This is a genomic window from Mesorhizobium sp. GW821-FHT07A06, from assembly GCF_059419085.1.
The window spans coordinates 506465-532491 of record NZ_JBWKRC010000002.1; the positions used below are offsets into that span (position 1 = coordinate 506465).

Consider the following 26027-nt stretch of genomic DNA (forward strand, 5'->3'; position numbering starts at 1 on the left):
ATAGATCAGGATTTTGGGAAAATCATTCCCGACCAGCAGCATGGAGCCATATCCTGACTCGATCCGTGACGCCGGATATTGTTACGCCGCGTTTGTGTTTTCGCGCAGCAGCCGCTCGGCGGCCGCGCGTGCCTCGTCGGTGATCGTTGCGCCGGCCAGCATGCGGGCGATCTCTTCCTGCCGTGCCGTCCTGTCCATCTCGGCGATGCCGGTCGCCACACGATCGGCGCCGCCCGATTTGGAGATCAGGAAATGCGTCGCCGCGCGCGCCGCCACCTGCGGCGCGTGGGTCACCGACAGCACCTGCACGCGCTTCGACAGCCGCGCCAGCCTCTGGCCGATGGCGTCTGCCACGGCGCCACCGACGCCGGTGTCGATTTCGTCGAAAACCAGTGTCGGCGCCGAGCCACGGTCGGCCAGCGCCACCTTCAACGCCAGCAGGAAGCGCGACAGCTCGCCGCCGGACGCCACCTTCATCATCGGCCCGGGCCGCGTGCCGGGATTGGTGCGCACCCAGAACTCGATCTGGTCTATGCCCTCTTCCATGCGGGTCTCGGCCTCGCTCTTCATCTCGACGATGAAGGCTGCGCGTTCGAGCTTCAGCGCGGGCAATTCGGCCATCACGGCCTTGGTCAGGCCAACGGCCGCCGCGTGACGAAGCGAGGAAAGCTGCGCGGCGGCGATGTCATAGGCTTCACGCGCCGCGGCGGCCTGCTTTTCCAGCCCATGCAGCCGCTCCTCGCCAGCGTCGAGATCGGCGAGGTCCGCCACCATCGTGTCGCGCAATTGCGCCAGATCGTCGACCGCAACGCTGTGCTTGCGTGAAGCCGCGCGCAGCGAAAACAGCCGTTCCTCCGCCTTCTCCAGTCGCTGCGGGTCATATTCGGTGGCTCGAAGTGCTGCCTCGACGCCAGACTGTGCCGCGTCGAGAGACAACATGGCTTCGTCGAGCGACTTGACCACGTCCTCGAGCAGGCCCGGCGCCTCCGTCGCCTTGCGCTGCAGGCGCCTCAGCAGGCTGGCGAGTTGCGGCAAGGGTGACGACGGACCGGACAGCACATCCTGCGCATCATGGATTTCGGAAGCGATCTTCTCGGCGCGCATCATGTGGGCGCGCAGTTCGGCAAGTTCCGTTTCCTCGCCGGGCTGCGGATCGAGCCTGGTCAGTTCCGCGACCGCGGCGCGCAGATAGTCGGCCTCGCGGGCCGCCGCCGCCACCTTGGCGCGGTGGCGCGTAAGTTCCTGCTCGCAGCCGCGCCAGTGCCGCCAGGCCTCGCCGGTCGACCGAACCGCGCCAAGATGGCCGCCGAAGGCGTCGAGCACATCCCGGTGCGCTCCGGGATCGACCAAGGCGCGCTCATCGTGCTGGCCGTGGATTTCGACCAGCGCGCGGCCGACATCGCGCATCAGGGTCACGCTGGATGGCTGGTCGTTGACGAAGACGCGGGTGCGGCCGTCCGCCGTCTGCACGCGGCGCAGGATGATGTCGCCGTCATCCTCGATGGCGTTTTCGACGAGCAGCGCGCGCACCGGATGGTTTCGCGGCACATCGAACACGGCAATGACCTGGCCTTGTGCCGCGCCATGGCGCACCAGCGAGGCGTCGCCACGCGCGCCAAGCGCCAGCGACAGGGCATCGAGCAGGATGGATTTGCCGGCGCCGGTTTCGCCCGTCAGCACGGAAAGGCCCGGCTGGAAGTCGATATCCAGCTTCTCGATCAGGACGATATCGCGGATCGACAGTCTGGAAAGCATCAGAACCCGGACCTCAAGCAATTCCAGGAAAAGTGCGTAACGGCTTTCCGTCCGGAATCGCGTCAACAAGAGATAGAACGGTTCAGCGGCTCAATCAAACCACAGAACCGCCCGTGGAGCGGCACGCGACCAACCGGAGTCGCAGCGCCGCACTATCTTTTTGTTTCAGCGTCGGATCAATCCGAAAATGCGCTTCGCCGCGACGCGCTCTAGAGCAATTCCAAGAAAAGTGTGAAACGGGGAATTGCGTCAAAAACAAAGAGATAGAGCGGGTCGCCGTCTCCGTTAATCGGCGAACCGCTCCAGTATCAGGCGCCGGTGATCAGCTTTCCGGCCTTGGATATCCACGATCCGGCATTCTCGCGCGGCGCCAGTCCGTTGCTCTGCAGGAGCTTGTAGGAATCCTTGTACCATGGGCTGTCGGGATAGTTGGTGCCGAGCACGGCGGCTGCCGTCTGGGCCTCCGAGGTCAGCCCCATCGCGTAATAGCTTTCGGTCAGGCGGGCGAGTGCTTCCTCGACATGGCGCGTGTTGGAATAGTTCTCCACCACGGTGCGGAAGCGCTTGACGGCGGCGATGTATTCACGGCGCTCCAGATAATAGCGCCCGATCTGCATTTCCTTGCCGGCGAGCTGGTCGTTGGCGAAGCGCATCTTCTCCTTGGCGTCGTCGACATATTCCGAATTCGGCCAGCGCGTCACGAGATCCTGCATCGTCTGCAGGGTCTGGCGTGCTTCCTTTTGATCCTGCGTCACGTCCTTGATCTGGCGATAGTAGCTCAGGCCGATGATGTACTGCGCATAGGGCGCGTCATCGGTGGACGGATAAAGCGCCAGATAGCGCTTGGCCGACGAAATAGCGTCGTCGTAGCTGCCCTTTCGATAGTCGGCGAAAGCGCCCATGACCATCGATTTACGGGCCCATTCCGAATAAGGATGCTGGCGATCGACGGCGTCGAACTTCTTGCTCGCCTCATCCAGGCGCCCCGCGTTCATGTTGGCGAGGCCCTGATTGTAGAGGACGTCGGCCGGCTCGGTTTGGTCGACATAGGTCGACAGGTCGATGTCTTTCTCCGACGACATGCAGGCCGACAGGAAGAGCGATGGAACAACCAGCGAAAGCGCCAGGAGAACAGACCGCTGGGGCGCTTTCGATTGACCGACTCGCTTGAAGAACATGATTGGATTGCGCCCTTTCGGCGTTATTTTAATGCCTCTTGCATGCTGCTGTCCCAAAATTGGTCCCCACTTTTGAGCGACATGCACTAATCGACGGCAGCAGCCATAAACCATAACCGCCTTGCCCGGCAACGCTATGTCTAGCCAATCGCGCATTTTTGTGGCGGCCGGCCTGCGCCGAGACATCCCTGCAATTTCGCCTGCTTGTGATGCATTCCTGCAACACTCGGCTCCCCCGTCACCGGGGCGAAAACGTCGCGGGCTCAGATCATCCAGGGCGCGTAGAGCGGCGCATTGACGGCGCTCATCTCCGCCGCGCGGCCACGCTCGCGGCGTGTGGTCTCGACGATCTCGAAGGCCGTGCGGTCCGACAGCAGGCGGCGCAGCGCGGCCGCGTTCAGCCTGTGGCCGCCGCGATAGGAGCGGAAACAGCCTATGAAACGGGCTCCGGCCAGCGCCAGGTCGCCCATGGCGTCGAGCGTCTTGTGACGCACGAATTCGTTGGGATAACGCAGGCCGCCCATGTTGATGACCCGGTTGTCGTCGCCAATCACCAGCGAGTTCTCGAGCGACGAGCCAAGCGCATAGCCGGCGGCCCACAGCCGTTCGACATCCTTCATGAAGCCGAAGGTGCGCGCGCGCGCGATATCACGGCGGAAAATGTCCGCATTGATATCCGAGGCGAAGAGCTGGCGGCCGATGGCCGGGCTTTCGAAATCGATCTCGATCTCGAAGCGGGTGCCGTCATAGGGCCTGAACTCGGCCCAGGATGCACCGTTCTCGATGCGGACCGGCTTGACGACCCTGATGTAGCGCCGCTTGACCTGCAACGTCTCGATGCCCGCCTGGTCTATGGCTTCCACGAAGGCGATGGCGCTGCCATCGAGGATCGGAACCTCGTGGCCATCGATTTCGATGAGGACATTGTCGATGCCGAGCCCGAGCAGCGCGGCCATGATGTGCTCGACAGTGGCGATGTGCTCGCCCGAGGGATCCCCAAGCATGGTGCAAAGGTCGGTGGCGCCGATCTCGGAAAACAGAGCGCGGAACTCGCGGCCCTGCCCTTCTCCACCGATCAGCTGGAACACGATGCCGGTATCGGCATCCGCGGGCAGGAAACTGATGGAAACTTCTTTGCCGCTGTGAACGCCGGTGCCTGTAAGCGACGCGCGCGTCTTCACTGTCGTCTGGTAGTCGTGCAAGACAATCCCCATAAGCCCGAAATGCCTAGGTCCGCTTCTCCAGCCCGAGGGCGCGGCTCTTGTGAAATCGGCAGGCAGGGCCACTTCCCCGAAATCCCGGCAGACCGACTATGGTAGGCAGCGAAGATAATGTCCCGGTCGGGAGACTCCAAATCACGGTTTCTTACTCTTTGTAACCGCGAACCGGAACATGTACGGAGCCATAACCGATTGATTTTACAGCATTTAAAACGTTAACAGGCAAGCAATTCCTTGCTTGCCTGTTAACGATTGTTACAGTCCGTTAACGGTTCAGTTGGCCTGGCGGCGCAGGAACGCCGGAATCTCCAGCTGATCGTCGTCCTGAGTCGCCCTGGTCTGCGGCGTCAGGCGGCCCTGGTCATCCAGCTGGCCGCGGCGCGGCGCGTAGAGCTGCGCGTCCTGGCTGGCAAGACGGCGCACTTCGGGAGCCGCCTGGCGCAGCTTGGGCTCGCGCGGCTGGGCTGGCTGCAGCCGTGCCGGCTCCTCTTCGCGGCGGGTCAGGCCATTGGTCAGGCGCTTCAACAGACCCATCGGTCCGCTGTTGTTCTCGTGGTCCGCCGGACGGCTCTTGGCGTCCACCTCGGCCTTGACCACCGGCGGGAAGTCCTCGACGCGCGGCATGCGCTGCGGCGCCATCGCCACCGGCTGCGGGACCTCACGCAGTATTTCGCGCGGCTGCGGGGCCGGCTGCATCATCTGCTGGACGACCGGCTGCGGCATGGGCTGCGGCTGTGCCGGGGGCGCCTGGAAGATCTTGCTCTGCGGGCGGAAATCATCCGCATGGGCGACCGGGGCCGGGCGAGCCTGCGCCATGGCCGCGGCGTTCGCCTCGGCCAGCTGGATGGCCTCGGCGACCGGGTCGGCGGCACGCGGCTCATAGACAGGCTGCTGGACTGGTGCCGGGCGGCTTTCCACCGCGGCCACGGCCGGACGGGCGGCCGGCTTCTGCGGCGCCGTACGGATCGAGATCGGCGCGGCTGCAATTTCAGCCGCCGACTTGTCGATGCCGGTGGCGACGACCGAGACTCGGATGACGCCTTCGAGTTCCTCGTCGAAGGTGGCGCCCAGGATGATGTTGGCGTCCTGGTCGACTTCCTCGCGGATGCGGGTCGCCGCTTCGTCGACTTCGAACAGGGTCAGGTCGCGGCCGCCGGTGATCGAGATCAGCAGGCCCTTGGCGCCCTTCATCGAGGTCTCGTCGAGCAGCGGGTTGGCGATCGCGGCTTCGGCGGCGGCCATCGCGCGGCCCTCGCCCGAAGCCTCGCCGGTGCCCATCATCGCCTTGCCCATCTCGCGCATCACCGAGCGCACGTCGGCGAAGTCGAGGTTGATCAGGCCTTCCTTGACCATCAGGTCGGTGATGCAGGCAACACCGGAATAGAGCACCTGGTCGGCCATGGCGAAGGCATCGGCGAAGGTGGTCTTGTCATTGGCCAGCCGGAACAGGTTCTGGTTGGGGATGACGATCAGCGTGTCGACGCATTTCTGCAGTTCCTCGATGCCCATGTCGGCCGTCTTCATGCGGCGCTGGCCCTCGAAGTGGAACGGCTTGGTGACGACGCCGACGGTGAGGATACCCTTCTCGCGCGCGGCGCGGGCAACAACCGGAGCAGCACCGGTGCCGGTGCCGCCGCCCATGCCGGCGGTGACGAAGCACATATGGGTGTTGGACAGGTGATCGATGATCTCGTCGATGCATTCTTCCGCCGCCGCGCGACCGACTTCCGGCTGCGAGCCGGCGCCGAGGCCTTCGGTGACATGCGCGCCAAGCTGGATCAGCCGGTCGGCCTTCGACATGGTCAGCGCCTGCGCGTCGGTGTTGGCCACGACGAACTCGACACCGCGCAAGCCCGCGGTGATCATGTTGTTCACGGCATTGCCGCCGCCGCCGCCCACACCGAACACGGTGATGCGCGGCTTAAGCTCGGTGATGTCCGGCTTCTGCAGATTGATGGTCATTGTCTCCGTCCTTTGCCTTTCACGCCGCTTCGCCGCCGCGGCCGCCTATGGGGCTGTCCCCGTCAATTAGAAACTGTCTCTCAACCACTGACTCATGCGATGCAGTTTTCCACCCGTTCCAGTCATCCTGAGACCGGAAATGCCTTTCGCCGGATGGCTCTCGAAACTCGCCATCTGCGGATAGATCAGAAGCCCGACGGCGGCCGAGAACGCCGGCCCCTTCGCCGCTTCGGGCAGGCCCGCCACGCCGAGCGGACGGCCGATGCGCACATTGCGCCCCAGGATGCGGCGCGCCGCTTCCGGCAGGCCGGCCAGCTGGCTGGCGCCGCCGGTAAGCACGACGCGCTTGCCGACCGCATTGCCGTAGCCGGATTTGTTCAGCCGGTCGCGCAGCAATTCGAGCGTCTCGTCGATGCGGGCGCGCACGATGCGCGTCATCACCGAACGCGGTATCTGCAGCGGCACGTCGCCGTCATCGCCGATCGGCTGGATCGAGACCAGGTCGCGGTCGTCGGCGCTGCCCGGCAACGCCGAACCATGCATCACCTTGAGCCGCTCGGCGGCATCGAGCGAGGTGGAGAGCCCCTTGGCCATGTCGAGCGTGACGTGGTTGCCACCGATCGCGATGGCATCGCCATGGACGAACTTGCCTTCCGAAAACACCGAGATCGTGGTCGTGCCGCCGCCCATGTCGATGCAGGCAGCACCCAGCTCCAGCTCGTCATCGACGAGCGCCGCCAGTCCGCTGGCATAGGGCGTCGCCACCATGCGCTCGACCGACAGATGCGAGCGGTTGATGGAGAGCTCGAGATTGCGCATTGGTGCCGCGTCCCCCGTCAGCACATGCATGTCGACGCCGAGCGCGTCGCCGACCATGCCGCGCGGATCGCGCACCCCGCGTTCGGCATCCAGCGAGAAGCCGACGGGCAACGAATGGATCACCTCGCGCTCGGCCTTGAGCGCCTGCTTGGCGCCGGCGCCGAGCACCCGCTTGATGTCGGCCTCATCCGCCTCATGGCCGCCGAGATTGATGGTCGCGGAGAAAGCTTCGCTCTTCAGCCGGCCGGCGGTCATGTTGACGATGAGCGAATCGACCGTCAGTCCCGCCATGCGCTCGGCGGCATCGACCGACAGCCGGATGGCATGCTCGGCCCGGTCGAGATCGACGACCACGCCTGACTTCACGCCTTGCGACTTCTGGTGGCCGATGCCGATCACCTGGATACGGTGCGAGCGGCCGCGCAAGAGCTTGCCGTCATCGTTCGGCTTGAGCTTGGCCACCATGCAGCAGACCTTGTTCGAGCCGACGTCCAGCACCGTGAGGGTGCCGGACCGGCGCGACGAGGCATCGCCAGAACCGCCAAGCCAGCTCATATCTTCGTCTCCGGCTTGCGCTTGAGGGTTTTCGGCTTCTCGTTGAGGGCGGCCTCGCGCTGAGTCGCCGCCTCGGGCGTCAGCTCGACGACCAGCCGGTCGGTGAGCCGCATGTCGACTGCGGCGATGTCGCGCGACAGCAGCCCCTTGTCATGATCCATCTTGATCAGTTCGGCGAGCGCCTGGTCCTCGTCATTCTCGGGCAGCTTGACCGTGATGCCATTGTCCAGCTTCAGGTCCCAGCGCCGGTCGCCGACGCGGATATAGCCTTTCACGCGGCTCGCGAAGTCGGGATATTTCTCGATCTTGGCCAGGAAGTCGGGCGCCTTGGCCGGCGCGCCCTCGCCGATCAGCAGCGGCAGCAGCACCTGCTTGCCGCCGGAGAACGGCGCGATGACGGCACCATCCCTCTCGATGACCGAGAGATCATTGCCCTGCTGCCAGAGCGCGAAGGCCTCGCGTTCCTCGACGCGCACTTCCAGCGTATGCGGGTAGACCTTGCGCACCGCCGCCATCTCGATCCAGGGCAGGCCGGAAATGCGCTCGCGCGCGGCCTCGGCATCGAAGCCGATCAGCGACGTCCAGCCATCAAGTTCGAGCCTGTCGAGAATGTCGATCTCGGAGGTCTGGCGATTGCCGACCACCTTGACTTGATCGACGGCAAAGCCGGTGCGGGCAGTGATGCTCTGGATGATGCCATCTGCGTGGCCGCCGAGATAGGCGCCATAGGCGCCACTCGAAGCGAGCAGCACCGCCGACATCATCGCCGCGGAGAAACGCGGCGCCTCGAATTCACCGTCACCAAGGCGCGCCAGGATGCGCACCGGGCGGCGAAGCACGCGCGGCAGCACGAAATGGCCCGATGACAGCGACAAGCCGAACAGCGACGGCCCAGCCGCGCCCCTCTCCTTGCCTTGTCCCCATTTCAACGCAGACACGAAGCGTCCTCCACCATCCAACTCAACAATTCACCAAACGAATGCCCGGCATGGGCTGCGATTTCAGGCACCAAAGACGTCGGCGTCATGCCCGGCTGAGTGTTGACCTCGAGCCATACAACCTCGCCATTTTCGGAGTGACGATCGTCATAACGGAAGTCCGACCGGGAAACGCCCCGACAGCCGACAGCTTGGTGAGCCTTGAGCGCCAGTGTCTGTATTTTTTGGTAAATATTCGGTGAAACTTTTGCGGGGCATTCGTGTTTTGATCCGCCCGCGACATATTTTGAATCGTAATCGTAGAAGGAATGCCCCGTCGGAATGATCTCGCAGACACCAAGCGCCACGTCACCCATGACGGCGCAGGTCAGCTCCCGCCCATGGATATAGCGCTCGACCATGACGGTATCGCCATATTTCCACTCGGACGACCCAACGACCTGCGGCGGATGAGACTGCCCCTCGGAGACGATAACGACACCGAAGCTCGACCCCTCGCTGACCGGCTTGATCACATAGGGCGGCTTCATCGGGTGCTTGTTCTGGATGGCAAAGCGATTGGCGACCTTCGATTCGGCAACGGGAACGCCGAGCGACTTGACGACCCTCTTCGCCTGCTCCTTGTTCATGGCGAGCGCCGAGGCGAGCACGCCGGAATGAGTATAGGGAATGCCGAGATATTCGAGGATACCCTGGATGGTACCATCCTCGCCGAAGGGACCATGCAACGCATTGAAGGCGACGTCAGGCTTGAGTTCGGCAAGCACGGAGCCGACATCGCGCCCCACATCGACGCGGGTGACCTGATAGCCTTCCTTCTCCAGAGCATCGGCACAGGCCTTTCCGGAAGACAGGGACACGGGCCGCTCGGACGAAAAACCTCCCAGCAGGACGGCCACATGCTTGCTTTTCATTCCCCGTCATCCCCTCTCACGGCGGACCAAAAACCAAGATTTCCGCAACATTGAGTCCGAGTCTCCCGGCAGGATGCCCCCCCCAGACGGAAAACGCGGGTAACGCGTCGAACGACTCAAATCAGGAAACGCTTTCGAGCAGAGAATCAGAGAGTTGATTCACTGGCAAGTACTTATGATTCCGAGAGATTCACTTTCTGAGAAAATGGATGCGAAAACCGCGTCACTGAGTCCCCGGAGCAACGGTTTGTGCGTTCTGGGAACGCGTTGAAGTTCATCCATCACATGAACTTCAACCGGCGCTAAAGCAGCTGGCCCAAAAATTCCTGCACTGCATGTCCGGCACGGAAATTGCCGATGCGCTTGATCTCCCACTGCAACCGGATGCCGGAATGTTCGAGCACCCGCGCACGCACCGTCTCGCCAAGATATTCGAGGTCGTAACCGGTCGCCGTGCCGGTGTTGATCATGAAATTGCAGTGCATCGGCGACATCTGCGCGCCACCGATCATCAGGCCGCGGCAGCCCGCCTTGTCGATCTCCTTCCAGGCCGACGTGCCTTCCGGGTTCTTGAAGGTCGAGCCCCCGGTCTTCTCGCGGATCGGCTGCACGGTCTCGCGATGGTTTTGCACCGCATCCATCGCCGCCTTGATCGTGGCCTTGTCCTCGGCGAAGCCCTCGAACACGGCCGATGTGAAGATCAGCCCGGCGGGCGCCGCCGAATGGCGATAGGCATAGCCCATCTCGGCATTGCTCAGCCTCTGGACATTGCCCTTGCGGTCGAGCGCGCGCACCTCGATGACGCGCTCGCGCGTCTCGACGCCATTGGCGCCGGCATTCATCCTGAGCGCGCCGCCAACGGCGCCCGGAATGCCGTGATAGAAATGGAAGCCGCCAATGCCCGCTTCCAGCGCCAGGGCGGCCACGCGCTTGTCGGGCGTCGCCGCGCCGGCCTTTATCCTGATCGGTGAAACGACCTCCGCCTCGCCAAAGCCCTTGGCCGAAAGCCTGATGACGAAGCCCGGAATGCCGCCATCCCTGACCAGCAGGTTCGAGCCGATGCCAACGACGGTGAGAGGTATCTCTTCAGGAACCGCGCGCAGGAACGCGGCAAGATCTTCTTCGTCCGCCGGCTGGAACAGCACCTCGGCCAGGCCGCCGGCGCGGAACCAGGTGATCTTGTCCATCTCGGCATTCGGCGTGAGACGGCCGCGCAGGCCGGCAAGCCGGTCGCCGAGTCCGTCGATCAGGGCCTGGCCGTGCATCATGAGGCGGCAAGCTCCTTGGGCAAGGCATAGGCCCATTGGGTGATGTTGCCGGCACCAAGAAAGACAACGAAATCACCAGGCTTGGCCAAATCGCGGATGATTGGCGCGATATCGGCCGGCCCCTCTATGTAGCGCGCGTCGCGGTGACCGCCAGCGCGGATGCGCGACACCAGTTCGTCCGACGTGACACCGTCGATCGGATCTTCGCCGGCAGCGTAGACAGGCGCGACCAGCACCGTATCGGCGTCGTTGAAGCAGGCCGAAAACTCGTTGAACAAATCATGCAGCCGGGTGAAACGGTGCGGCTGGGCGATGGCGATGACGCGGCCCTTGGTGGCGCTGCGCGCCGCCTTCAGCACCGCCGAGATCTCGACCGGATGGTGGCCGTAATCGTCGAACACGTCGACGCCGTTCCAGGACCCCGTATGGGTGAAGCGGCGCTTGACACCGGCGAAGGACGACAGGCCCTTCTTGATCGCCTCGGCGGACAGGCCGAGCTCATGCGCGACGGCGATCGCCGCGGTGGCGTTCGAGACATTGTGCCGGCCGGGCATCGGCAGGCGCAGGCCGTCTATCGTCTTCTGGCTGCCGGTCTTGCGGTCGCGGATCACCACGTCGAACTCGGAGGTCGCGCCGGCCATGCGGTGGTTGGTGAAGCGCACATCGGCCTGCGCGTTTTCGCCATAGGTGATGACGCGGCGGTCCTCGATGCGGCCGACCAGCGCCTGGACTTCCGGGTGGTCGGTGCACATCACGCCGAAGCCGTAGAAAGGTACGTTCTCGACGAACTGGCGGAACGCCTCGCGCACATTGTCGAAACTGCCATAGTGGTCGAGATGCTCGGGATCGATGTTGGTGACCACGGCGATGTCGGCGGGCAACTTGAGGAAGGTGCCGTCGCTCTCGTCGGCTTCGACCACCATCCACTCGCCATCGCCCATGCGGGCATTGGTGCCATAGGCATTGATGATGCCGCCATTGATGACGGTCGGATCGAGCCCGCCGGCTTCGAGCAAGGTCGCGACCATCGAGGTCGTCGTCGTCTTGCCGTGCGTGCCGCCGATCGCCACCGCCTGGCGGAAGCGCATCAGCTCGGCCAGCATCTCGGCGCGACGCACGATGGGGAGTAATTTTTCCCGCGCGGCCTTCAGCTCCGGATTGGATTTCTTGATCGCCGTCGAAACGACGATGACCTCGGCGTCGCCGAGATTCTCGGCCTTGTGGCCGACGAAGCATTCGATGCCCTTGTCACGCAGCCGCTGCACATTGGCGCTGTCGGCCTGGTCGGACCCTTGCACCTTGTAGCCGAGATTGTGCAGCACCTCGGCAATGCCGCTCATGCCGATGCCGCCAATGCCGATGAAATGCACAAGGCCGATGGTCTGCGGCATCTTCATGCGTGCGTCCCCTTCTTGAAATCCGATACGCTTTTGCGGGACGCAATAGCCTCTGTGAGATCGGCGAGCAACCGTGCCGCGTCGGGCCTGCCGGCCGATTTCGCGCCAGCGGCCATCGCCGCCAGCCGATCGGGATTGTCCATCAGACCGCCAACCAAGGCAGCGATACGCTCGGGCGACAGCGTCGATTGCGGATGCACCTCGCCGCCACCGGCGGCGGCAAGGGCAGCCGCGTTCGCCGCCTGATCGTGGTCGAGCGCATAGGGATAGGGCACCAGCAGCGCCGGCCGGCCGATGACGGCGATTTCCGAGACGGTCGAGGCGCCGGAGCGCGAAATCACCAGATGCGCCGCCGCCAGGCGCGCCGCCATGTCGGTGAAGAAGGGCGAGACCTCGACGGCGACGCCAAGGGCGGCATAGGCCGCCTTGACCCGCGCCACATCATCGGCGCGCGCCTGCTGGGTGATCGCAAGCCGCTTGCGCTGCGCATCCGAAAGCAGTGCGATAGCCCCCGGCATGGCATCGGAGAAGAATTGGGCGCCCTGGCTGCCGCCGAACACCAGCAGGCGGAAGGGCTGCTCCCCGGTCGACGCCACATAGGGCATCTTGGCCGCTTCCAGCACAGCCGGTCTGACGGGATTGCCTGTCGTCACCGTCTTGGCACCAGCGGCGCTCGAATCCTGCGGCAGGAAGCCGCCGGCGATGGCATCGACACGGCCGGCCAGTGCCCGGTTGGCGCGCCCCATCACCGCGTTCTGCTCGTGGATCAGCGTCGGCACCTTGCGCCGCGTCGCCGCATAGAGCGGTGGCAGGGTCGGGTAGCCGCCGAAGCCGACCACCGCGTCCGGCTTGATCCTGCCGATAATGGCGGAGGCCTGGCGCACGCCGCGCCAGATTTTCCAGAAGGCGCCGAGCACGGCGATGGGATTCTTCGAACCCATCGTCGCCGACTGGATCGGATGGATGGCGGTGGCCGGAAAGTGGCCTGCAAACCGCTCGGCGCGTTCGTCGGTCGCCAACTGCACCGTCCAGCCGCGCTCGATCAGCTCATGCGCCAGCGCCTCGGCCGGAAACAGATGTCCGCCGGTTCCGCCCGCCGCGAGAAGGATGACACCCCTCGCCATGTCACTCCGCCGGCAGGGCGCGTTGCGGCAGCGTAAAGCCCATCTGCTTGCGCTTTTCCGGCCGCTTGCGCGTCAGCGCCAGCACCATACCCATCGAGATGGCGATGGCGATCTGCGAGGAGCCGCCATAGGAGATGAAGGGCAGCGTCATGCCCTTGGCCGGAACCAGCTGCAGGTTGACGCACATGTTGATGACGGCCTGCAGGCCGAACACGGTGACGAGGCCGCCGACCGCATAGCGGGTGAAATCGTCATGTTCCTTGAGCGCTGTGTTGAGGCCGCGCAGCACGATGAAGGCAAAGATCGACATGATGAAGAAGCACATGATCAGCCCGAATTCCTCGCCCGCGACCGAGAAGACGAAGTCGGCATGGCTGTCGGGGATGACCCGCTTGACCGTACCCTCGCCCGGCCCGACGCCGAACCAGCCGCCATTGATCAGCGCGTCGCGTCCCATGTCGACCTGGAACGTGTCGCCTTCGCCGGTGAGGAACTTGTCGATGCGCAAGGCGACGTGCGGAAACACCGTGTAGGCGGCGAAGACACCGCCGACGCCGGCGGCACCCAGCACGATGATCCACAGCCAGGGCAGCCCCGCCATGAAGAACATGATGCCCCAGGTGCCGGTCGTCAGCATGGTCTGGCCCAGGTCGGGCTGCGCCACCAGCAGCGACACGACCAGCACCAGGAGCAGCATGGCGAACAGATTGCCCGGAATGTCGGGCTGGCGCTTGTGCTCGGCGAACAGCCAGGCGCACATGATGACGAAGGCCGGCTTCAGGAATTCCGACGGCTGGATCGACAGGCCGGCGAGCGAGACCCAGCGCCGCGCCCCCTTCACCTCGACGCCGACATAGAGCACCGCCACCATCAGCACCAGCATCAGGCACAGCATGATCAGCGACATGCGCCGGATCTCCCTGGAATCGAGGAAGGAGACGGCCAGCATCACACCGAGCGCCGGCACGGTGAAGATGATCTGCCTGGTGGCGAAGTGGAAACTGTCGAGGCCGATACGTTCGGCCACCGCCGGGCTGGCGGCGAAGGACAAGACGATGCCGAGCCCCATCAGCGACAGGAACGCCGCCAGGAACCAGCGATCGATCGTCCACCACCAGGTCGCGACGGGACTTTTATCGAGACGGCTCTGCATTATCGTGCCCCTCCGATGGGTTTGACGCCATCTATAGCGCTCGCAGCTTGCCTGAAGGCTTCGCCGCGAACTTCGAAATTCTTGAACTGGTCGAAACTCGCGCAGGCCGGGGACAGCAGCACCACCACCTCGCCGCTGTCGTCGCTGGCCGCATCATGCGCGGCATGCGCGACCGCGGCGGCCAGCGTGCCTGAAATCTCGTAGGGCACGGCCTCGCCCAGTGTCGCCGAAAAGGCGGGCGCCGCCTCGCCGATCAGATAGGCCTTGGCGATGCGCGGGAAGAAGCCGCGCAGCGGCTCGATGCCGCCTTCCTTGGGCAGGCCGCCCGCGATCCAGTAGATACGGGGAAAGCTCGACAGGGCGGGTGCCGCCGCGTCGGCGTTGGTTGCCTTGGAGTCGTTGACGAACAGCACATGGTCCTTGCGGCCGACCTGCTCCATGCGGTGGGCGAGACCCGGGAAGCTTTCGAGCCCCGACTGGATCTCGCCGAGGTCCAGCCCGACTTTCAGGCAAGCTGCGACGGCGGCCAGCGCGTTCTGCGCATTATGCTGGCCGCGCAGCGAGCCTATGCCTTCGAGGAAGGCGACGCGGCTATAGCGGCCGTGCACGGCTTCCATCAGATTGGTGCCGTCGGCGAAATAGCCGTCGGTCAGCGGCAACCGCTTGGAAATGCGGATGACCTGCCGCCCTGCCCGCTCCAGCCGCTCGGCGATCTGTGCGCACCAGGAATCGTCGATGCCGATGATCGCCGTCTCGCTGCCGGCCACCAGCCGCTCCTTGATCGAGGCGTAGTGCTGCATGGTGCCGTGGCGATCGAGATGGTCCGGCGTCAGGTTGAGCAGGATGCCTGCGGTCGGGTTGATCGAGGGCGCAAGGTCGATCTGGTAGGATGAGCATTCGACGACATAGTGCCGATCGGGCTTCGGCGGATCGAGCGTCATCACCGCGCGGCCGATATTGCCGCCCATCTGGGTATCGCGGCCGGAAGCCGTCAGGATATGCGCTGTCAGCGCGGTCGTGGTCGACTTGCCGTTGGTGCCGGTGATGGCGATGAAGGGCGCCGTTGGCGCGCTGAGCGTCCGCTCCCGGCAGAACAGTTCGATATCACCGATCACCTCGACGCCGGCGCCACGCGCCAATTCCACCGTCCAGTGCGGCTTGGGATGGGTCAGCGGCACGCCCGGCGACAGCACGAAGGCCGAGAATTTCGCCCAGTCGGCGCCGCGCAGGTCGGCTGTGGCGATGCCGGTGGCCGCCGCCTTGGCGACGCTGTCGGGATTATCGTCCCAGGCCAGCACCTGCGCGCCGCCCTCGATCAGCGCGCGCGCCGTCGCGATCCCCGAACCGCCGAGCCCGAAGAGCGAAACCTGCTTGCCTGCGAAGGATGCGGCGGGGATCAACGGGGGGCTCCTATCTGAGCTTCAGGGTCGACAGGCCGACCAGCGCCAGGATCACGGCGATGATCCAGAACCGGATCACCACCTGGCTTTCGGTCCAGCCGAGCTTTTCGAAATGATGGTGGATCGGCGCCATCAGGAACACCCGCTTGCCGGTCATCTTGAAGTAGCCGACCTGGATGATGACCGACAGGATTTCCACGACAAACAATCCGCCGACGATGACCAGCACGATCTCGTGCTTGGTGGCGACCGCCACCGTGCCGATCAGGCCGCCCATGGCCAGCGAACCGGTGTCGCCCATGAAGATCGCCGCCGGCGGCGCGTTGAACCAGAGGAAGCCGAGGCCGGCGCCGATGACAGCGCCCAGCACGACCGCCAGTTCACCGGTGCCGGGAACAAAATGGATCTGCAGATATTCAGCGAACACCGCATTGCCCGAGAGATAGGCGATGACGCCGAAGGAGGCCGCCGCGATCATGATAGGCACGATCGCCAGACCGTCGAGGCCATCGGTCAGGTTCACCGCATTGCCCGCGCCGACGATGACGAAGCAGGAGAACGGAATGAAGAACCAGCCGAGGTTGATGATGAATTCCTTGGCGAAGGGGAATGTCAGCGACGACGAGAACGGCGCCTGGCCGTTATGCATGATTGCCCAGGCGGCGATGCCGGCAATGACGAATTCGAGCGCCAGCCGTGCCTTGCCGGAGAAGCCGAGATGCGACTGCTTCGTCACCTTCAGATAATCGTCATAGAAGCCGATCGAACCGAAACCCAGCGTCACCAGAAGCACCACCCAGACATAGATGCTCGACAGGTTCGCCCATAAAAGCGATGAGCCGATGATGCCCGACAGGATCATCAGGCCGCCCATGGTCGGCGTGCCGGCTTTCTTGAAATGCGTTTGCGGTCCATCGGCGCGGATCGGCTGGCCCTTGCCCTGGCGCAGCCTCAGCGAATTGATGATGGTCGGCCCAAAGATGAAGACGATCAGCGCCGACGTGATCAGCGCCCCGCCGGTGCGGAAGGTGATGTAGCGGAAGACGTTGAAGACGGAGACCCTGTCCGCGAAATCAACCAGCAGTGTAAACATGCGCTTTCGTCCCCCGACTTGACCTAGGTCAGTTTGCTGGTTGTCGTTTCAGCCGGGAACTTCCCCAGCAGCGCATCGACCAGTTTTGCAAAACCGATGCCCTTCGACGATTTGATCATCACCACGTCGCCCGGCCTCAGTGCGGCAAGCAGCACCGGCTTCAGTTCCTCGACGCCGGCGCGGTATTCTGTCCTGATGTCGCTTGGCAGCGCTTCCGCCAGCGCCCGCATTTCCGGCCCGCCGAGAAAGACGGTCTGGGTGCCGGTGCCGACGATGAGATCGGCCAGTGCGGCATGCAGCTTGGCCGAATGTTCGCCGAGTTCGAGCATGTCGCCGAGCACGGCGATGCGGCGGCCCTCGCCCGTCACCGGCGTTGCGTTGAGCAGTGCCATGGCCGCCGCCATCGAGGCCGGATTGGCGTTATAGCTCTCGTCGATCAGCGTGATCGAGCCACCGGGGTGACCCGAAGCCGAGCCACCGGGGTGGCGCAGCACATGGCGTTTTCCGCGGCCGCGCTCGGCCGAGAGATCGACAAGGGCCAGTGCTACCTTGTCGAGGTCGGCGCCGACCAGCTGCGCCGCGCCCAGTACCGCCAGCACGTTCTGCACCATGTGCCGGCCGGGTGCACCGATACGGGCGATCATGTCATGGCCATTGATCCTGGCCGCGATGTCGGAATGGTCGGCATGCAACTCGCACTTGGTGAGCTTGAAGGTCGAGCGCGCATTTTCGCCAAAGCCGTAGACATGCTCGACGCCGGCGGCATGCGCCATCTTGTCGAGAAGCTTGAAGCGCGCATCGTCGCGGTTGAGAACCGCGGCACCCTCGGGCTCCAGCCCTTCGAAAATCTCGGCCTTGGCCTTGGCGATCTCGTCCAGATTGCGGAAGAAGCCGAGATGGGCGGCCGCGATCATGGTGACGATGGCGACATGCGGCCGCACCATCTTCACCAGCGGCCGGATCTCGTCAGGGTGGTTCATGCCGATCTCGAACACGGCATAGTCGCAATCGGCGGGCATGCGTGCCAGGGTCAGCGGCACGCCCCAATGGTTGTTGAAGGACTGCGCCGAGGCGTGCACCTTGCCGACCGCCGAAAGCACATGGCGCAGCGCTTCCTTGGTGGTGGTCTTGCCGGCCGAACCGGTGACGGCGATGATCTTGGCTTGCGAGCGGCTCCGCGATGCGACGCCGAGCTTTTCCAGTGCGACCAGCACGTCCTCGACGACGATGATCGGCGCCGTCAGCCGGCCGAGCGACGGCAGCTTGCCTTCCGCCACCACCAGCACGCCGGCGCCGGCCTTGATGGCCGCGGTGGCGAAGTCGTGACCGTCCATGGCCTCGCCCTTGATGGCGAAGAAGGCGTCACCCGGCTGCAGGCTGCGGCTATCGATCGAAATGCCCGATATGCCTTCGGGCATGGGCCCGAGCGGCCGCCCGTCCATGGCGGCAACCAGCGCTTCGGAGGTCCACAGCAAACTCATGCGGCACGCTCCCGCAAAGCGGCGCGGACTTCCTCATGATCTGAAAAATGCAGGGTTTCGGAGCCGATCGTCTGGCCTTCCTCATGGCCCTTGCCGGCCACGATCAGCGTGTCGCCGGCATCAAGCATGCCGACGGCCTCGTGGATCGCCTTGCGCCGGTCGCCGATCTCGATGGCGCCTGGTGCGGCGGCCATGATGGCGGCGCGGATCGTTTCGGGCACTTCGGAGCGCGGATTGTCGTCGGTGACGATGACGACATCGGCGAGCCGGGTCGCGATCTCGCCCATGATCGGCCTTTTTCCCCGGTCGCGGTCGCCGCCGCAGCCGAACACGACCATGACGCGGCCCGTCGTGAACGGCCGCACCGAGGCCAGCACATTTTCCAGCGCATCGGGCTTGTGGGCATAGTCGACATAGACCGGCGCGCCACTGGCGGTGGTCCCGACGAGATCGAGCCGGCCCGGCGCGCCCTTCAATTTCTCCAGGGACATCAAGGCTTTGGCGACAGGTATTCCCGTGGAAATGGCAAGCCCCGCCGAAACCAGCGCATTCGAAATCTGGAAATCGCCGGCCAGCGGCAGGTCGATTTCGTAAAGCACGCCCTCGGCCTCCACTTCAGCGCGCTGGCGATGACGTTCGTGCTCGACGCGCTTCAGCGTGAGGAAATCGCCATGGCGGCCAACCGTCAGCACGTCGAGCCCGGCGGCTCGCGCAGCCTGGATGGTCGGCGCCGACCACGGATCGTCGGCGAAGATGACCGCCGGCGCGCCTTTCGGCAGCAGCGTGTCGAACAGGCGCAGCTTGGCGCGGTGATAATCCTCGACCGTCGGATGGTAATCCATATGGTCGCGGCCGAGATTGGTGAAGCCGCCAGCCGCCAGCTTCACCCCGTCAAGCCGGCGCTGGTCGAGGCCGTGGCTGGAAGCCTCCATCGAAGCGTGGGTGACGCCGGCATCGGCCAATTCCCTGAGCAACTGGTGCAAGGCGACCGGATCGGGCGTGGTCAGCGAGCCATATTCGTTGCGGCCCGGCGCCACCACGCCGGTGGTGCCGATCGAGGCCGCGGCATAGCCCGCCTGCTCCCAGATCTGCCTGGTGAAGGCGGCGACCGAGGTCTTGCCGCTGGTGCCGGTCACCGCCACCATGGTTTGCGGCTGCCTGCCGAAATAGCGGGAAGCACTCAGCGCCAGCGCCAGGCGCGGATCATCGACCGCTAGCACCGGAACCGGCAGTCCGGCAACGCCTTTGCTCGTCACGATCGCAAGCGCGCCGCGCCTGGCCGCGTCGGCAGCGTAGGCCGCGCCGTCCGCCTTGGTACCGGCGAGCGCAAAAAAGACGACGCCGGGCTTTACCTGCCGGGAATCGGACGAAATCCCGGTAACCTCCAGATCGGCGGAAGCTGTTCCTTCGACTGGCAGGACACCGGCTAGATCTCTGAGCTTCATCGAGTTCCGTTCACCGCAATAAAATAGCGCGCAGTCGCCGGCGCGCCCCAAGAATCACTCATAGGAAACCAACGTTGCACCATTTTCATGGCTGAAATCTGGTTTCACGCCAAGCATGGCCGCGGAACGCCTGATGATATTGCCGGCCATTACCCCTGCATTCGCGGCCGCGACGTCCGTCATGCCAGGCTTTTCAGGGTGCGGGGCGTCGGCAATCGTGAAGACGAGGTATTGCGGGTCGTCCATCGGGAAGGCGGCGACGAACGTATTGAAATTCAAGTCCTTCGAGTAGCGGCCGTTGATGACCTTCTCGGCCGTTCCGGTCTTGCCGCCAACGCGGTAGCCGGGGACCCTGGCGTTTCTGGCCGAGCCCTTCTCGGCGTTGAGCGAATAGAGGTAGCGCATGCCCTCGACCGTCTTTTCGCTCACGACCCTCTTGGCGGTGGCCATCGCTTCCGCCTGCGTACGCACCAGGAAGGTCGGGTTCATCAGGAAGCCGCCATTCATCAGCGCCGCGCAGCCGACGGCAGCCTGCAGGGGCGTCGTCGATACGCCGTGGCCGAAGGCGATCGTGAACGAATTGACCTGTTTCCAGACCTTCGGCTCAGTCGGGCGGGCGACTTCCGGCAGTTCGGTCTGCATCCTCTCCAGAATGCCAAGGCGATGCAGGAATTCCCGGTGCCCCTCGATGCCGACCAATTCGGCCTCCCTGGCCGACCCGATGTTGGACGAATAGAGGAACACTTCCGGCAACGACAGCACACGGTTCTTGCCGTGGAAATCGTGAATGGCCTGATGGCCGACCCGGATCGGATGCGAGGCATCGAAACGGCTATTCATCGTCGCCTTGCCGGAATCGAGCGCCATCGCCGAGGTGAAGCTCTTGAAGGTCGAACCCATCTCGTAGAGGCCGGCCGACATCCGGTTCAGCCGGTCCTTCTCCTGTGCATTGTAAGGATTGTTCGGATCAAAATCCGGCACCGAGGCCATGGCCACCACTTCGCCGGTCTTGACGTTGAGCACGACGGCGCCGGCGCCCAGGGCGCGGTAGCGCTCCAGGCCAGCGGCGATCTCGTCGCGCACCACGTGCTGGACGCGCAGATCGATGGAAAGCTTCACCGGCTTGAGATCCTTGGCCACCGCCAGGCCCGACGCCTGCAGGTCGCTCAGCCCCTGCTCGTCGATATATTTCTCCATGCCGGAGATGCCCTGGTTGTCGATGTTGGTCAGGCCGACAATGTAGGACGAGGTCTCGCCGCTCGGATAGAAACGGCGCTTCTCCGTGCGAAAGCCGAAACCGGGAATGCCGAGCTGCATGATATCGGCCTGCTGCTTGGGCGTCAGCTGCCGCTGCAGCCAGACGAATCCGGCGCCGCTCTTGAGCTTGTGGTAGGTCTGCTCGTAATCGATCTCGGGCAGCACGGTCGACAGTTTCTCGATCGCCTCGTCGGCATCGACGATGCGGCGCGGCTCCGCGAACAGCGACGCTGTCTTGATGTCGGTCGCCAGCACTTCGCCGTTGCGATCGACAATGTCGGGCCGCGAGGCGGTGACCCGGCTCTGCGGTCCTCCCGACAGATCTGGCGTCTGGAAGCCGAGATAGACAAGCCGGCCTGAAATGGTCGAGAAGATGCCGAAGAACACCGCCATCGTCATCACGATGCGCGCCTTGCCCTTGCCGCCTGTCGCCTTGCGGGCGCCCTCGACGACGATCGATCCGTCCTCACCCGTCCTGGCGCGACGCCTCAGCAGTTTGCCGATCATTGGGCGATGCCTCCGGTGACGACGGGGTCCTTGTCGCCCGAGGGCGCCTTGTCGGAATTGTCGGCCATGGCGCCTTGACGTCCGTTCAGGATGTCCTGGATATCCAGGGCCTTTGCCGGAAGATCGCCCAGGCCCACGATCTGGCGTGCGCTGACCGGCTCGAGCGCGAGCTGCGACTTGTAGAGTTCGGTCAGCTTCTGCAGCCGCGACGGCTGGGTGAGCAGGCTCCAGTCGGCCTTGAGCAGGTCGATCGTCTCCTCCTCATAGCGGATCTGGGTATGGATTTTCTGCACCGCCGCCAACTGATCCTCGGCCTCGCGCTTGGTCTTGTAGGTCAGGGCCGCCGCCGAAACCATGACGGCGATCAGGACAATGTCGCTGGTACGGAACACGTGCTTACCTCTCCCCCGGCAGGTTGATGCCGGGAAGTTTTGGAAGGCCGAAAATCGAAAAATCGCCGGCACGCGCCGGTGCCTCGGTGCGGATCGCCGCGCGCAACCTGGCCGAACGGGCACGCGGATTGGCCGCTGTCTCGGCATCACCTGGCGTCACGCCGCCGCCGGCCTTGCGGAAGGTCGCGGTGCGCGCCTGCGCCTCGGGCAAATGACGCGAGCCGGTGGCGACGTCGGCCCGGTCGGCGATGAAACGCTTGACGATGCGGTCTTCCAGCGAATGGAACGTCACCACCACCAGGCGCCCGCCCGGCTTCAATGCGCGTTCGGCCGCGAACAGGGCCTTGGCCAATTCGCCAAGTTCGTCATTGACGTAGATGCGCAGCGCCTGGAACACTCGGGTGGCAGGATGGATCTTGTCCTTCGGCGCGCGGCCGATATGCGTCTCGATGGCGTCCGCCAGTTCCAGCGTGCGCTCGAATGGCCGCTTCTCACGGCGCGCCTCGATCATGCGGGCGATGCGGCCGGCGTGACGCTCCTCGCCGAGGAAGCCGAAGATGCGGGCAAGGTCGCCCGGCTTGAAGCTGTTGACGACGTCGGCGGCGCTGAGGCCCGCCTGCGCCATGCGCATGTCGAGCGGCCCGTCGGTGCGGAAGGAAAAGCCGCGCCCGGCCTGGTCGAGCTGCATGGACGACACGCCAATGTCGAGCACGATGCCGTCGACACTTTCGACATGTTCGTCCAGCGTCGAGAACGGCGCCTGCACCAGCCGCAGCCTGCCGCCCGATTGCGCCTCGAGATCGCGTCCGGCCGCGATGGCGTCGGGATCGCGGTCGATCGCCACGACGGACGCCCCGGTCGCCAGAATGGCTTTTGTGTAGCCGCCGGCGCCGAACGTGCCGTCGATGATGATGTCGCCCGCCGCCGGCGCCAGTGCCTCGAGCACTTCGCCAAGGAGGACCGGAATGTGGCGGACCGGTCCGCCAACGGCGTGCCCACCTACAGCGTGAGGAAGGTCATCGCCGTGGCCCACCGTCATTCCGGTCGCTCCCCAGGCTTCGTCCCCTGCCGAAGCTGCAAAAGCCGGGCCCGTGCCTGCGCCCCATAGGCAGCAAGCCGCCCCGGCTCCCAGATCTGAAAGAAATTGCCGCGCCCGACAAAGGCCACCTCCGCCGAAATGCCGGTGTGCTCGCGGATGAAATCGGTCATCGTGATGCGGCCGTCCTGATCGAGTTTCAGGAAGGTCCCGTCGCCATGACAGAAGAAGGACATGTCGTCCGCCGTCTGCAGGAACGGATCTTCCTGCGCGATGCGCTGCTCGTAGCGGTCGAGCAGGTCGAGCCCGCCGACATCCATCGCCGGCAGGTCGAGGCAGCGCAGTGCGTAGAGTTCCGAATAGCCGCGTTTCTGCACGACGGCGCGGAAATGCGCCGGAACGGACACCCGCCCCTTCGCATCGATCCTGCTCACCGTGTTCGACAGAAACCGGTCCATTAAACGCTACAGCCGCTTGCGCCGCCGCACCCCTCTTCATTGTCTCGCACGCGCCGCCGCAGCGCGTTCCCTGCCCCGCATCAGCCGCGTCCACACAGGCAAAAATCGGCAAAAGCGCAGCCGCCGCGGCTGCCCGATTGGCGTACGCTTTACACTGACGCGGAACGAAGGCTTTGATGTCTGAATGGGATATCATGGGGTACTATGGGCGTCAACGGGAATAGGCTTCACAAACACGCGCATCGCGACCAATCCGAGCAGCCTTGACGGCACGTCTCGTCTTTATGGTCTATTAAGCCTAACGAAGCGTTTAGAGCCCTCTGGCCCAAAAGACCTGGGCTTGCCGCGGATCACCCGCCCGCATAGCGTCGAGCGACGTCTTCCGCCCAAAACAAGGATCAAGCCATGTCCGAGACGGCAAAGTCACGCGCCGCCGAACTGTCCCATTTGCGCAGCCGCGATTTCGCCGACGGCGACCCGATCCCCTTGCCGCTGACCATGGCTTCGATCTTTCACACGCCGGGCGTCGAGACCGGCATCGATCAATATGGCCGTTACGACAATCCGACCTGGCGTGCCGTGGAACATGTGCTCGGCCATCTGGAAGATGCGCAATGCGTGAGTTTTCCCTCCGGAATGGCGGCAATTTCGTCGGTGTTTTTCGCGCTCCTGAAATCGGGCGATCGCGTGCTCCTGCCGGCGGACGGCTATCACGCCACGCGTGCGATGGCCGAACGCTTCCTGACGCCGCTCGGCATGGTTTGCGACACCAGGCCGACGCCGACCTTCCTTGATGGCGGCTTCGCAGGCTATTCGCTTGTCTTCGTGGAAACCCCGTCCAATCCGCGGCTGGACATTTGCGACATCTCGGCCATCGCCAAGGCTGTCCACGAACAAAACGGGGTTCTTGTCGTCGACAACACGACGATGACGCCGTTCGGCCAGCGCCCGCTCGACTTCGGCGCCGATATCGTCGTCTCCGCCGACACCAAGGCGGTCAACGGGCACTCGGACGTGCTGTTCGGCCACGTCGCCAGCCGGAACGCCGACATCGTCACCAAGGTGACGGACTGGCGCGCAATGGCCGGCGGCATTCCCGGACCGTTCGAAGCGTGGCTGGTGCATCGCGGCCTCGAAACACTCGAGGTGCGCTTCGACCGCATGTGTTCTTCGGCCGAAACGATCGCGCAACGGCTGAAGGAACACCGCGCGGTGCGTGGCCTGCGTTTTCCCGGTTTGAACGGCGACCCCTCGCACAACCTTGCCCGCGCCCAGATGGAGCGCTTCGGCTTCCTCATTTCCTTCGAACTCGCCTCGGAGGAGAAGGCCGAGGATTTCATCAACAATTGCCCGCTGATAGAGGCCGCGACCTCCTTCGGCGGCGTCCACACCTCAGCCGAGCGGCGTTTGAAGCGAGGCGATGCGGTGCCGCCGGGCTTCGTCCGCCTTTCGGTCGGCTGTGAGCCGGGGGAAGAGCTTTGGAAGGCCATCGAGACGTCGCTGGACAGGATCAGCCGCTGACGAACCAGTCACGCACCGAGGTCGTCAGCCTCGATGTTGCGATGGCCGTGCAGCACGCGGACGATTTCGATCGCGTCACCGCGGACCCGATAAAGAATAAGATAGTCACCGAGGACCAGGTGACGGATGCCTGGCGCGATATCCTCACGTGGCGCGCCTGGGAAGGGATAGGTGGCCAGTTGCTGCCACCGTGCCTCGATGCGGTCGAGTTGTCGATCGGCTGCAGTCTCGCTGTCGTCGGCAATATGTTGCCAAATCGCAATCAGATCTTCTTCTGCGCGTGCGCTCCGGACAATGGGCAACAGATTCCTGCTGCGTCGTCAGAACGCAAGCGCCTCCGCGCCTCGGCCTTGATGTCATCCATGGACGCGAATCGACCCGGTCCGCTGTCGATCCCCCCTGCACCAGTTTGCGCAATTCCTCGACCGTGTAGCCGAGCAGGTCGCGACGATCCTTCCATTGCCGCAGCGCGTCGCGGATGACCTCGCTCGCCGAGGCATATTCGCCGGCGGCGACCACATCGTCCACCGCTTGCGCCAGTTCCGGGGAAAGCGTGATGCTGCGCTTGTCGACCTGTCCCATGACGGGGCTCCTGATATCGTTCTCGAACCATGGTACGATTAATCGCACCAGCTTCAAGCGACTGGCTGAGCCGGGCCTATGGACAAACATTTGAAAAGGCTTGAATCGACAGGCGCGCCCGAGGGCGCAACCTGCTGATCTCAAAGGATTCTTTTCGAGGCGAAACTGCCAGCTGGCCTGTAAGCCGGGTTCTGTATGGCCCTCGCCTCTTGCGGGACGAGAACGTGGCGGCCATTCATCTTGGGCGCATGTTGCCATGCGCCTCACGCAACCTACCCGGACGGTGAGCCGGAAACAGCCCTCGAGGGTTTCCCCTCGCACCGCCCCTATTCGGTTTTGCTCCCGGTGGGGTTTACCGTGCCGCTCCTGTTGCCAGTCGCGCGGTGGGCTCTTACCCCACCCTTTCACCCTTACCCCGACAAGTCGTGGCGGTTTGCTTTCTGTGGCACTTTCCCTGGGGTCGCCCCCGCCGGCCATTAACCGGCACCGTGTCTCCATGGAGCCCGGACTTTCCTCACTCGCGGCCTTTCGGCGTTTGCGAGTGCGGCCGCCCAGCCAGCTGGCAAGGCGTA

At 64.3% G+C, this 26027-nt stretch carries 22 protein-coding genes and 1 other RNA gene; 1 reads left to right on the plus strand and 22 read right to left on the minus strand.

Going from position 1 to position 26027, the window contains the following annotated elements; translation table 11 throughout:
- Window positions 1-81 precede the first annotated feature (81 nt).
- The 19 genes from recN to mraZ all read right to left on the minus strand — a co-directional run bounded on the left by recN (window position 82) and on the right by mraZ (window position 23352).
- Window positions 82-1755, minus strand: a complete 1674-nt coding sequence (gene recN, locus AC07SZ_RS07915) for a DNA repair protein RecN (RefSeq protein ID WP_056573244.1) — start codon at window positions 1753-1755, stop codon at window positions 82-84.
- Window positions 1756-2063: 308 nt separating this feature from the next.
- Complete coding sequence (locus AC07SZ_RS07920) at window positions 2064-2933, minus strand: outer membrane protein assembly factor BamD (RefSeq protein WP_056573247.1); 870 nt, start codon at window positions 2931-2933, stop codon at window positions 2064-2066.
- Between the two features lie 263 nt (window positions 2934-3196).
- Window positions 3197-4147 carry a UDP-3-O-acyl-N-acetylglucosamine deacetylase gene (gene lpxC / locus AC07SZ_RS07925; RefSeq protein WP_056573250.1) on the minus strand — a complete coding sequence of 317 codons (951 nt, stop codon included), beginning with the start codon at window positions 4145-4147 and terminating at the stop codon, window positions 3197-3199.
- 279 nt (window positions 4148-4426) lie between these two features.
- Window positions 4427-6115, minus strand: a complete 1689-nt coding sequence (ftsZ, locus tag AC07SZ_RS07930; protein ID WP_056573252.1) for a cell division protein FtsZ — start codon at window positions 6113-6115, stop codon at window positions 4427-4429.
- A 66-nt stretch (window positions 6116-6181) separates the two neighbouring features.
- Window positions 6182-7489: a cell division protein FtsA gene (gene ftsA, locus AC07SZ_RS07935; RefSeq protein ID WP_010910249.1), complete on the minus strand. Its 1308-nt coding sequence runs from the start codon at window positions 7487-7489 to the stop codon at window positions 6182-6184.
- Window positions 7486-8427, minus strand: coding sequence for a cell division protein FtsQ/DivIB (locus tag AC07SZ_RS07940; protein WP_056573255.1), 942 nt, complete (start codon window positions 8425-8427; stop codon window positions 7486-7488). The genes ftsA and AC07SZ_RS07940 overlap by 4 nt, the downstream gene beginning before the upstream one ends.
- Window positions 8415-9341: a D-alanine--D-alanine ligase gene (locus AC07SZ_RS07945; protein WP_056573258.1), complete on the minus strand. Its 927-nt coding sequence runs from the start codon at window positions 9339-9341 to the stop codon at window positions 8415-8417. The genes AC07SZ_RS07940 and AC07SZ_RS07945 overlap by 13 nt, the downstream gene beginning before the upstream one ends.
- Window positions 9342-9643: 302 nt before the next feature.
- Window positions 9644-10609: a UDP-N-acetylmuramate dehydrogenase gene (gene murB, locus AC07SZ_RS07950; RefSeq protein ID WP_494913899.1), complete on the minus strand. Its 966-nt coding sequence runs from the start codon at window positions 10607-10609 to the stop codon at window positions 9644-9646.
- Window positions 10606-12006: a UDP-N-acetylmuramate--L-alanine ligase gene (gene murC / locus AC07SZ_RS07955; protein WP_494913900.1), complete on the minus strand. Its 1401-nt coding sequence runs from the start codon at window positions 12004-12006 to the stop codon at window positions 10606-10608. The genes murB and murC overlap by 4 nt, the downstream gene beginning before the upstream one ends.
- On the minus strand, window positions 12003-13130 hold the full coding sequence (gene murG, locus AC07SZ_RS07960; RefSeq protein WP_494913901.1) for an undecaprenyldiphospho-muramoylpentapeptide beta-N-acetylglucosaminyltransferase: 1128 nt from the start codon (window positions 13128-13130) through the stop codon (window positions 12003-12005). Before murG ends, murC begins: the two co-directional genes overlap by 4 nt.
- Before the next feature lies 1 nt (window position 13131).
- Window positions 13132-14283 carry a putative lipid II flippase FtsW gene (gene ftsW / locus AC07SZ_RS07965; protein WP_056573273.1) on the minus strand — a complete coding sequence of 384 codons (1152 nt, stop codon included), beginning with the start codon at window positions 14281-14283 and terminating at the stop codon, window positions 13132-13134.
- Window positions 14283-15683, minus strand: a complete 1401-nt coding sequence (murD, locus tag AC07SZ_RS07970; protein WP_056573275.1) for a UDP-N-acetylmuramoyl-L-alanine--D-glutamate ligase — start codon at window positions 15681-15683, stop codon at window positions 14283-14285. Before murD ends, ftsW begins: the two co-directional genes overlap by 1 nt.
- Before the next feature lie 10 nt (window positions 15684-15693).
- Window positions 15694-16776, minus strand: a complete 1083-nt coding sequence (gene mraY / locus AC07SZ_RS07975) for a phospho-N-acetylmuramoyl-pentapeptide-transferase (RefSeq protein WP_056573280.1) — start codon at window positions 16774-16776, stop codon at window positions 15694-15696.
- A gap of 23 nt (window positions 16777-16799) precedes the next feature.
- Entirely contained in the window at window positions 16800-18257 is a 1458-nt protein-coding gene (locus AC07SZ_RS07980) for a UDP-N-acetylmuramoylalanyl-D-glutamyl-2,6-diaminopimelate--D-alanyl-D-alanine ligase (RefSeq protein WP_494913902.1), read from the minus strand.
- The gene (locus AC07SZ_RS07985) at window positions 18254-19702 is read right to left on the minus strand and encodes a UDP-N-acetylmuramoyl-L-alanyl-D-glutamate--2,6-diaminopimelate ligase (protein ID WP_494913903.1); all 1449 of its coding nucleotides are present in this window, start codon (window positions 19700-19702) and stop codon (window positions 18254-18256) included. The genes AC07SZ_RS07980 and AC07SZ_RS07985 overlap by 4 nt, the downstream gene beginning before the upstream one ends.
- A gap of 54 nt (window positions 19703-19756) precedes the next feature.
- Window positions 19757-21466, minus strand: a complete 1710-nt coding sequence (locus AC07SZ_RS07990; RefSeq protein WP_494913904.1) for a peptidoglycan D,D-transpeptidase FtsI family protein — start codon at window positions 21464-21466, stop codon at window positions 19757-19759.
- Window positions 21463-21858, minus strand: a complete 396-nt coding sequence (gene ftsL / locus AC07SZ_RS07995; RefSeq protein ID WP_056573294.1) for a cell division protein FtsL — start codon at window positions 21856-21858, stop codon at window positions 21463-21465. Before ftsL ends, AC07SZ_RS07990 begins: the two co-directional genes overlap by 4 nt.
- A 4-nt stretch (window positions 21859-21862) precedes the next feature.
- Window positions 21863-22897 carry a 16S rRNA (cytosine(1402)-N(4))-methyltransferase RsmH gene (rsmH, locus tag AC07SZ_RS08000; protein WP_494913905.1) on the minus strand — a complete coding sequence of 345 codons (1035 nt, stop codon included), beginning with the start codon at window positions 22895-22897 and terminating at the stop codon, window positions 21863-21865.
- On the minus strand, window positions 22894-23352 hold the full coding sequence (gene mraZ, locus AC07SZ_RS08005; protein ID WP_056573299.1) for a division/cell wall cluster transcriptional repressor MraZ: 459 nt from the start codon (window positions 23350-23352) through the stop codon (window positions 22894-22896). The genes rsmH and mraZ overlap by 4 nt, the downstream gene beginning before the upstream one ends.
- A 405-nt stretch (window positions 23353-23757) precedes the next feature.
- On the opposite strand from mraZ, the gene AC07SZ_RS08010 reads away from it, so the two are divergent.
- A complete protein-coding gene (locus tag AC07SZ_RS08010; RefSeq protein WP_494913906.1) occupies window positions 23758-24873 on the plus strand; it encodes a cystathionine gamma-lyase in 1116 nt (371 codons plus the stop codon).
- A gap of 8 nt (window positions 24874-24881) precedes the next feature.
- Here AC07SZ_RS08010 and AC07SZ_RS08015 read toward each other — a convergent pair whose 3' ends face one another.
- The 3 genes from AC07SZ_RS08015 to rnpB all read right to left on the minus strand — a co-directional run bounded on the left by AC07SZ_RS08015 (window position 24882) and on the right by rnpB (window position 26018).
- Entirely contained in the window at window positions 24882-25136 is a 255-nt protein-coding gene (locus AC07SZ_RS08015; protein ID WP_244494107.1) for a type II toxin-antitoxin system RelE/ParE family toxin, read from the minus strand.
- Entirely contained in the window at window positions 25018-25545 is a 528-nt protein-coding gene (locus tag AC07SZ_RS08020; RefSeq protein ID WP_320412014.1) for a ribbon-helix-helix domain-containing protein, read from the minus strand. Before AC07SZ_RS08020 ends, AC07SZ_RS08015 begins: the two co-directional genes overlap by 119 nt.
- Before the next feature lie 74 nt (window positions 25546-25619).
- An RNA gene (gene rnpB, locus AC07SZ_RS08025) (RNase P RNA component class A) lies at window positions 25620-26018 on the minus strand.
- Window positions 26019-26027 lie beyond the last annotated feature (9 nt).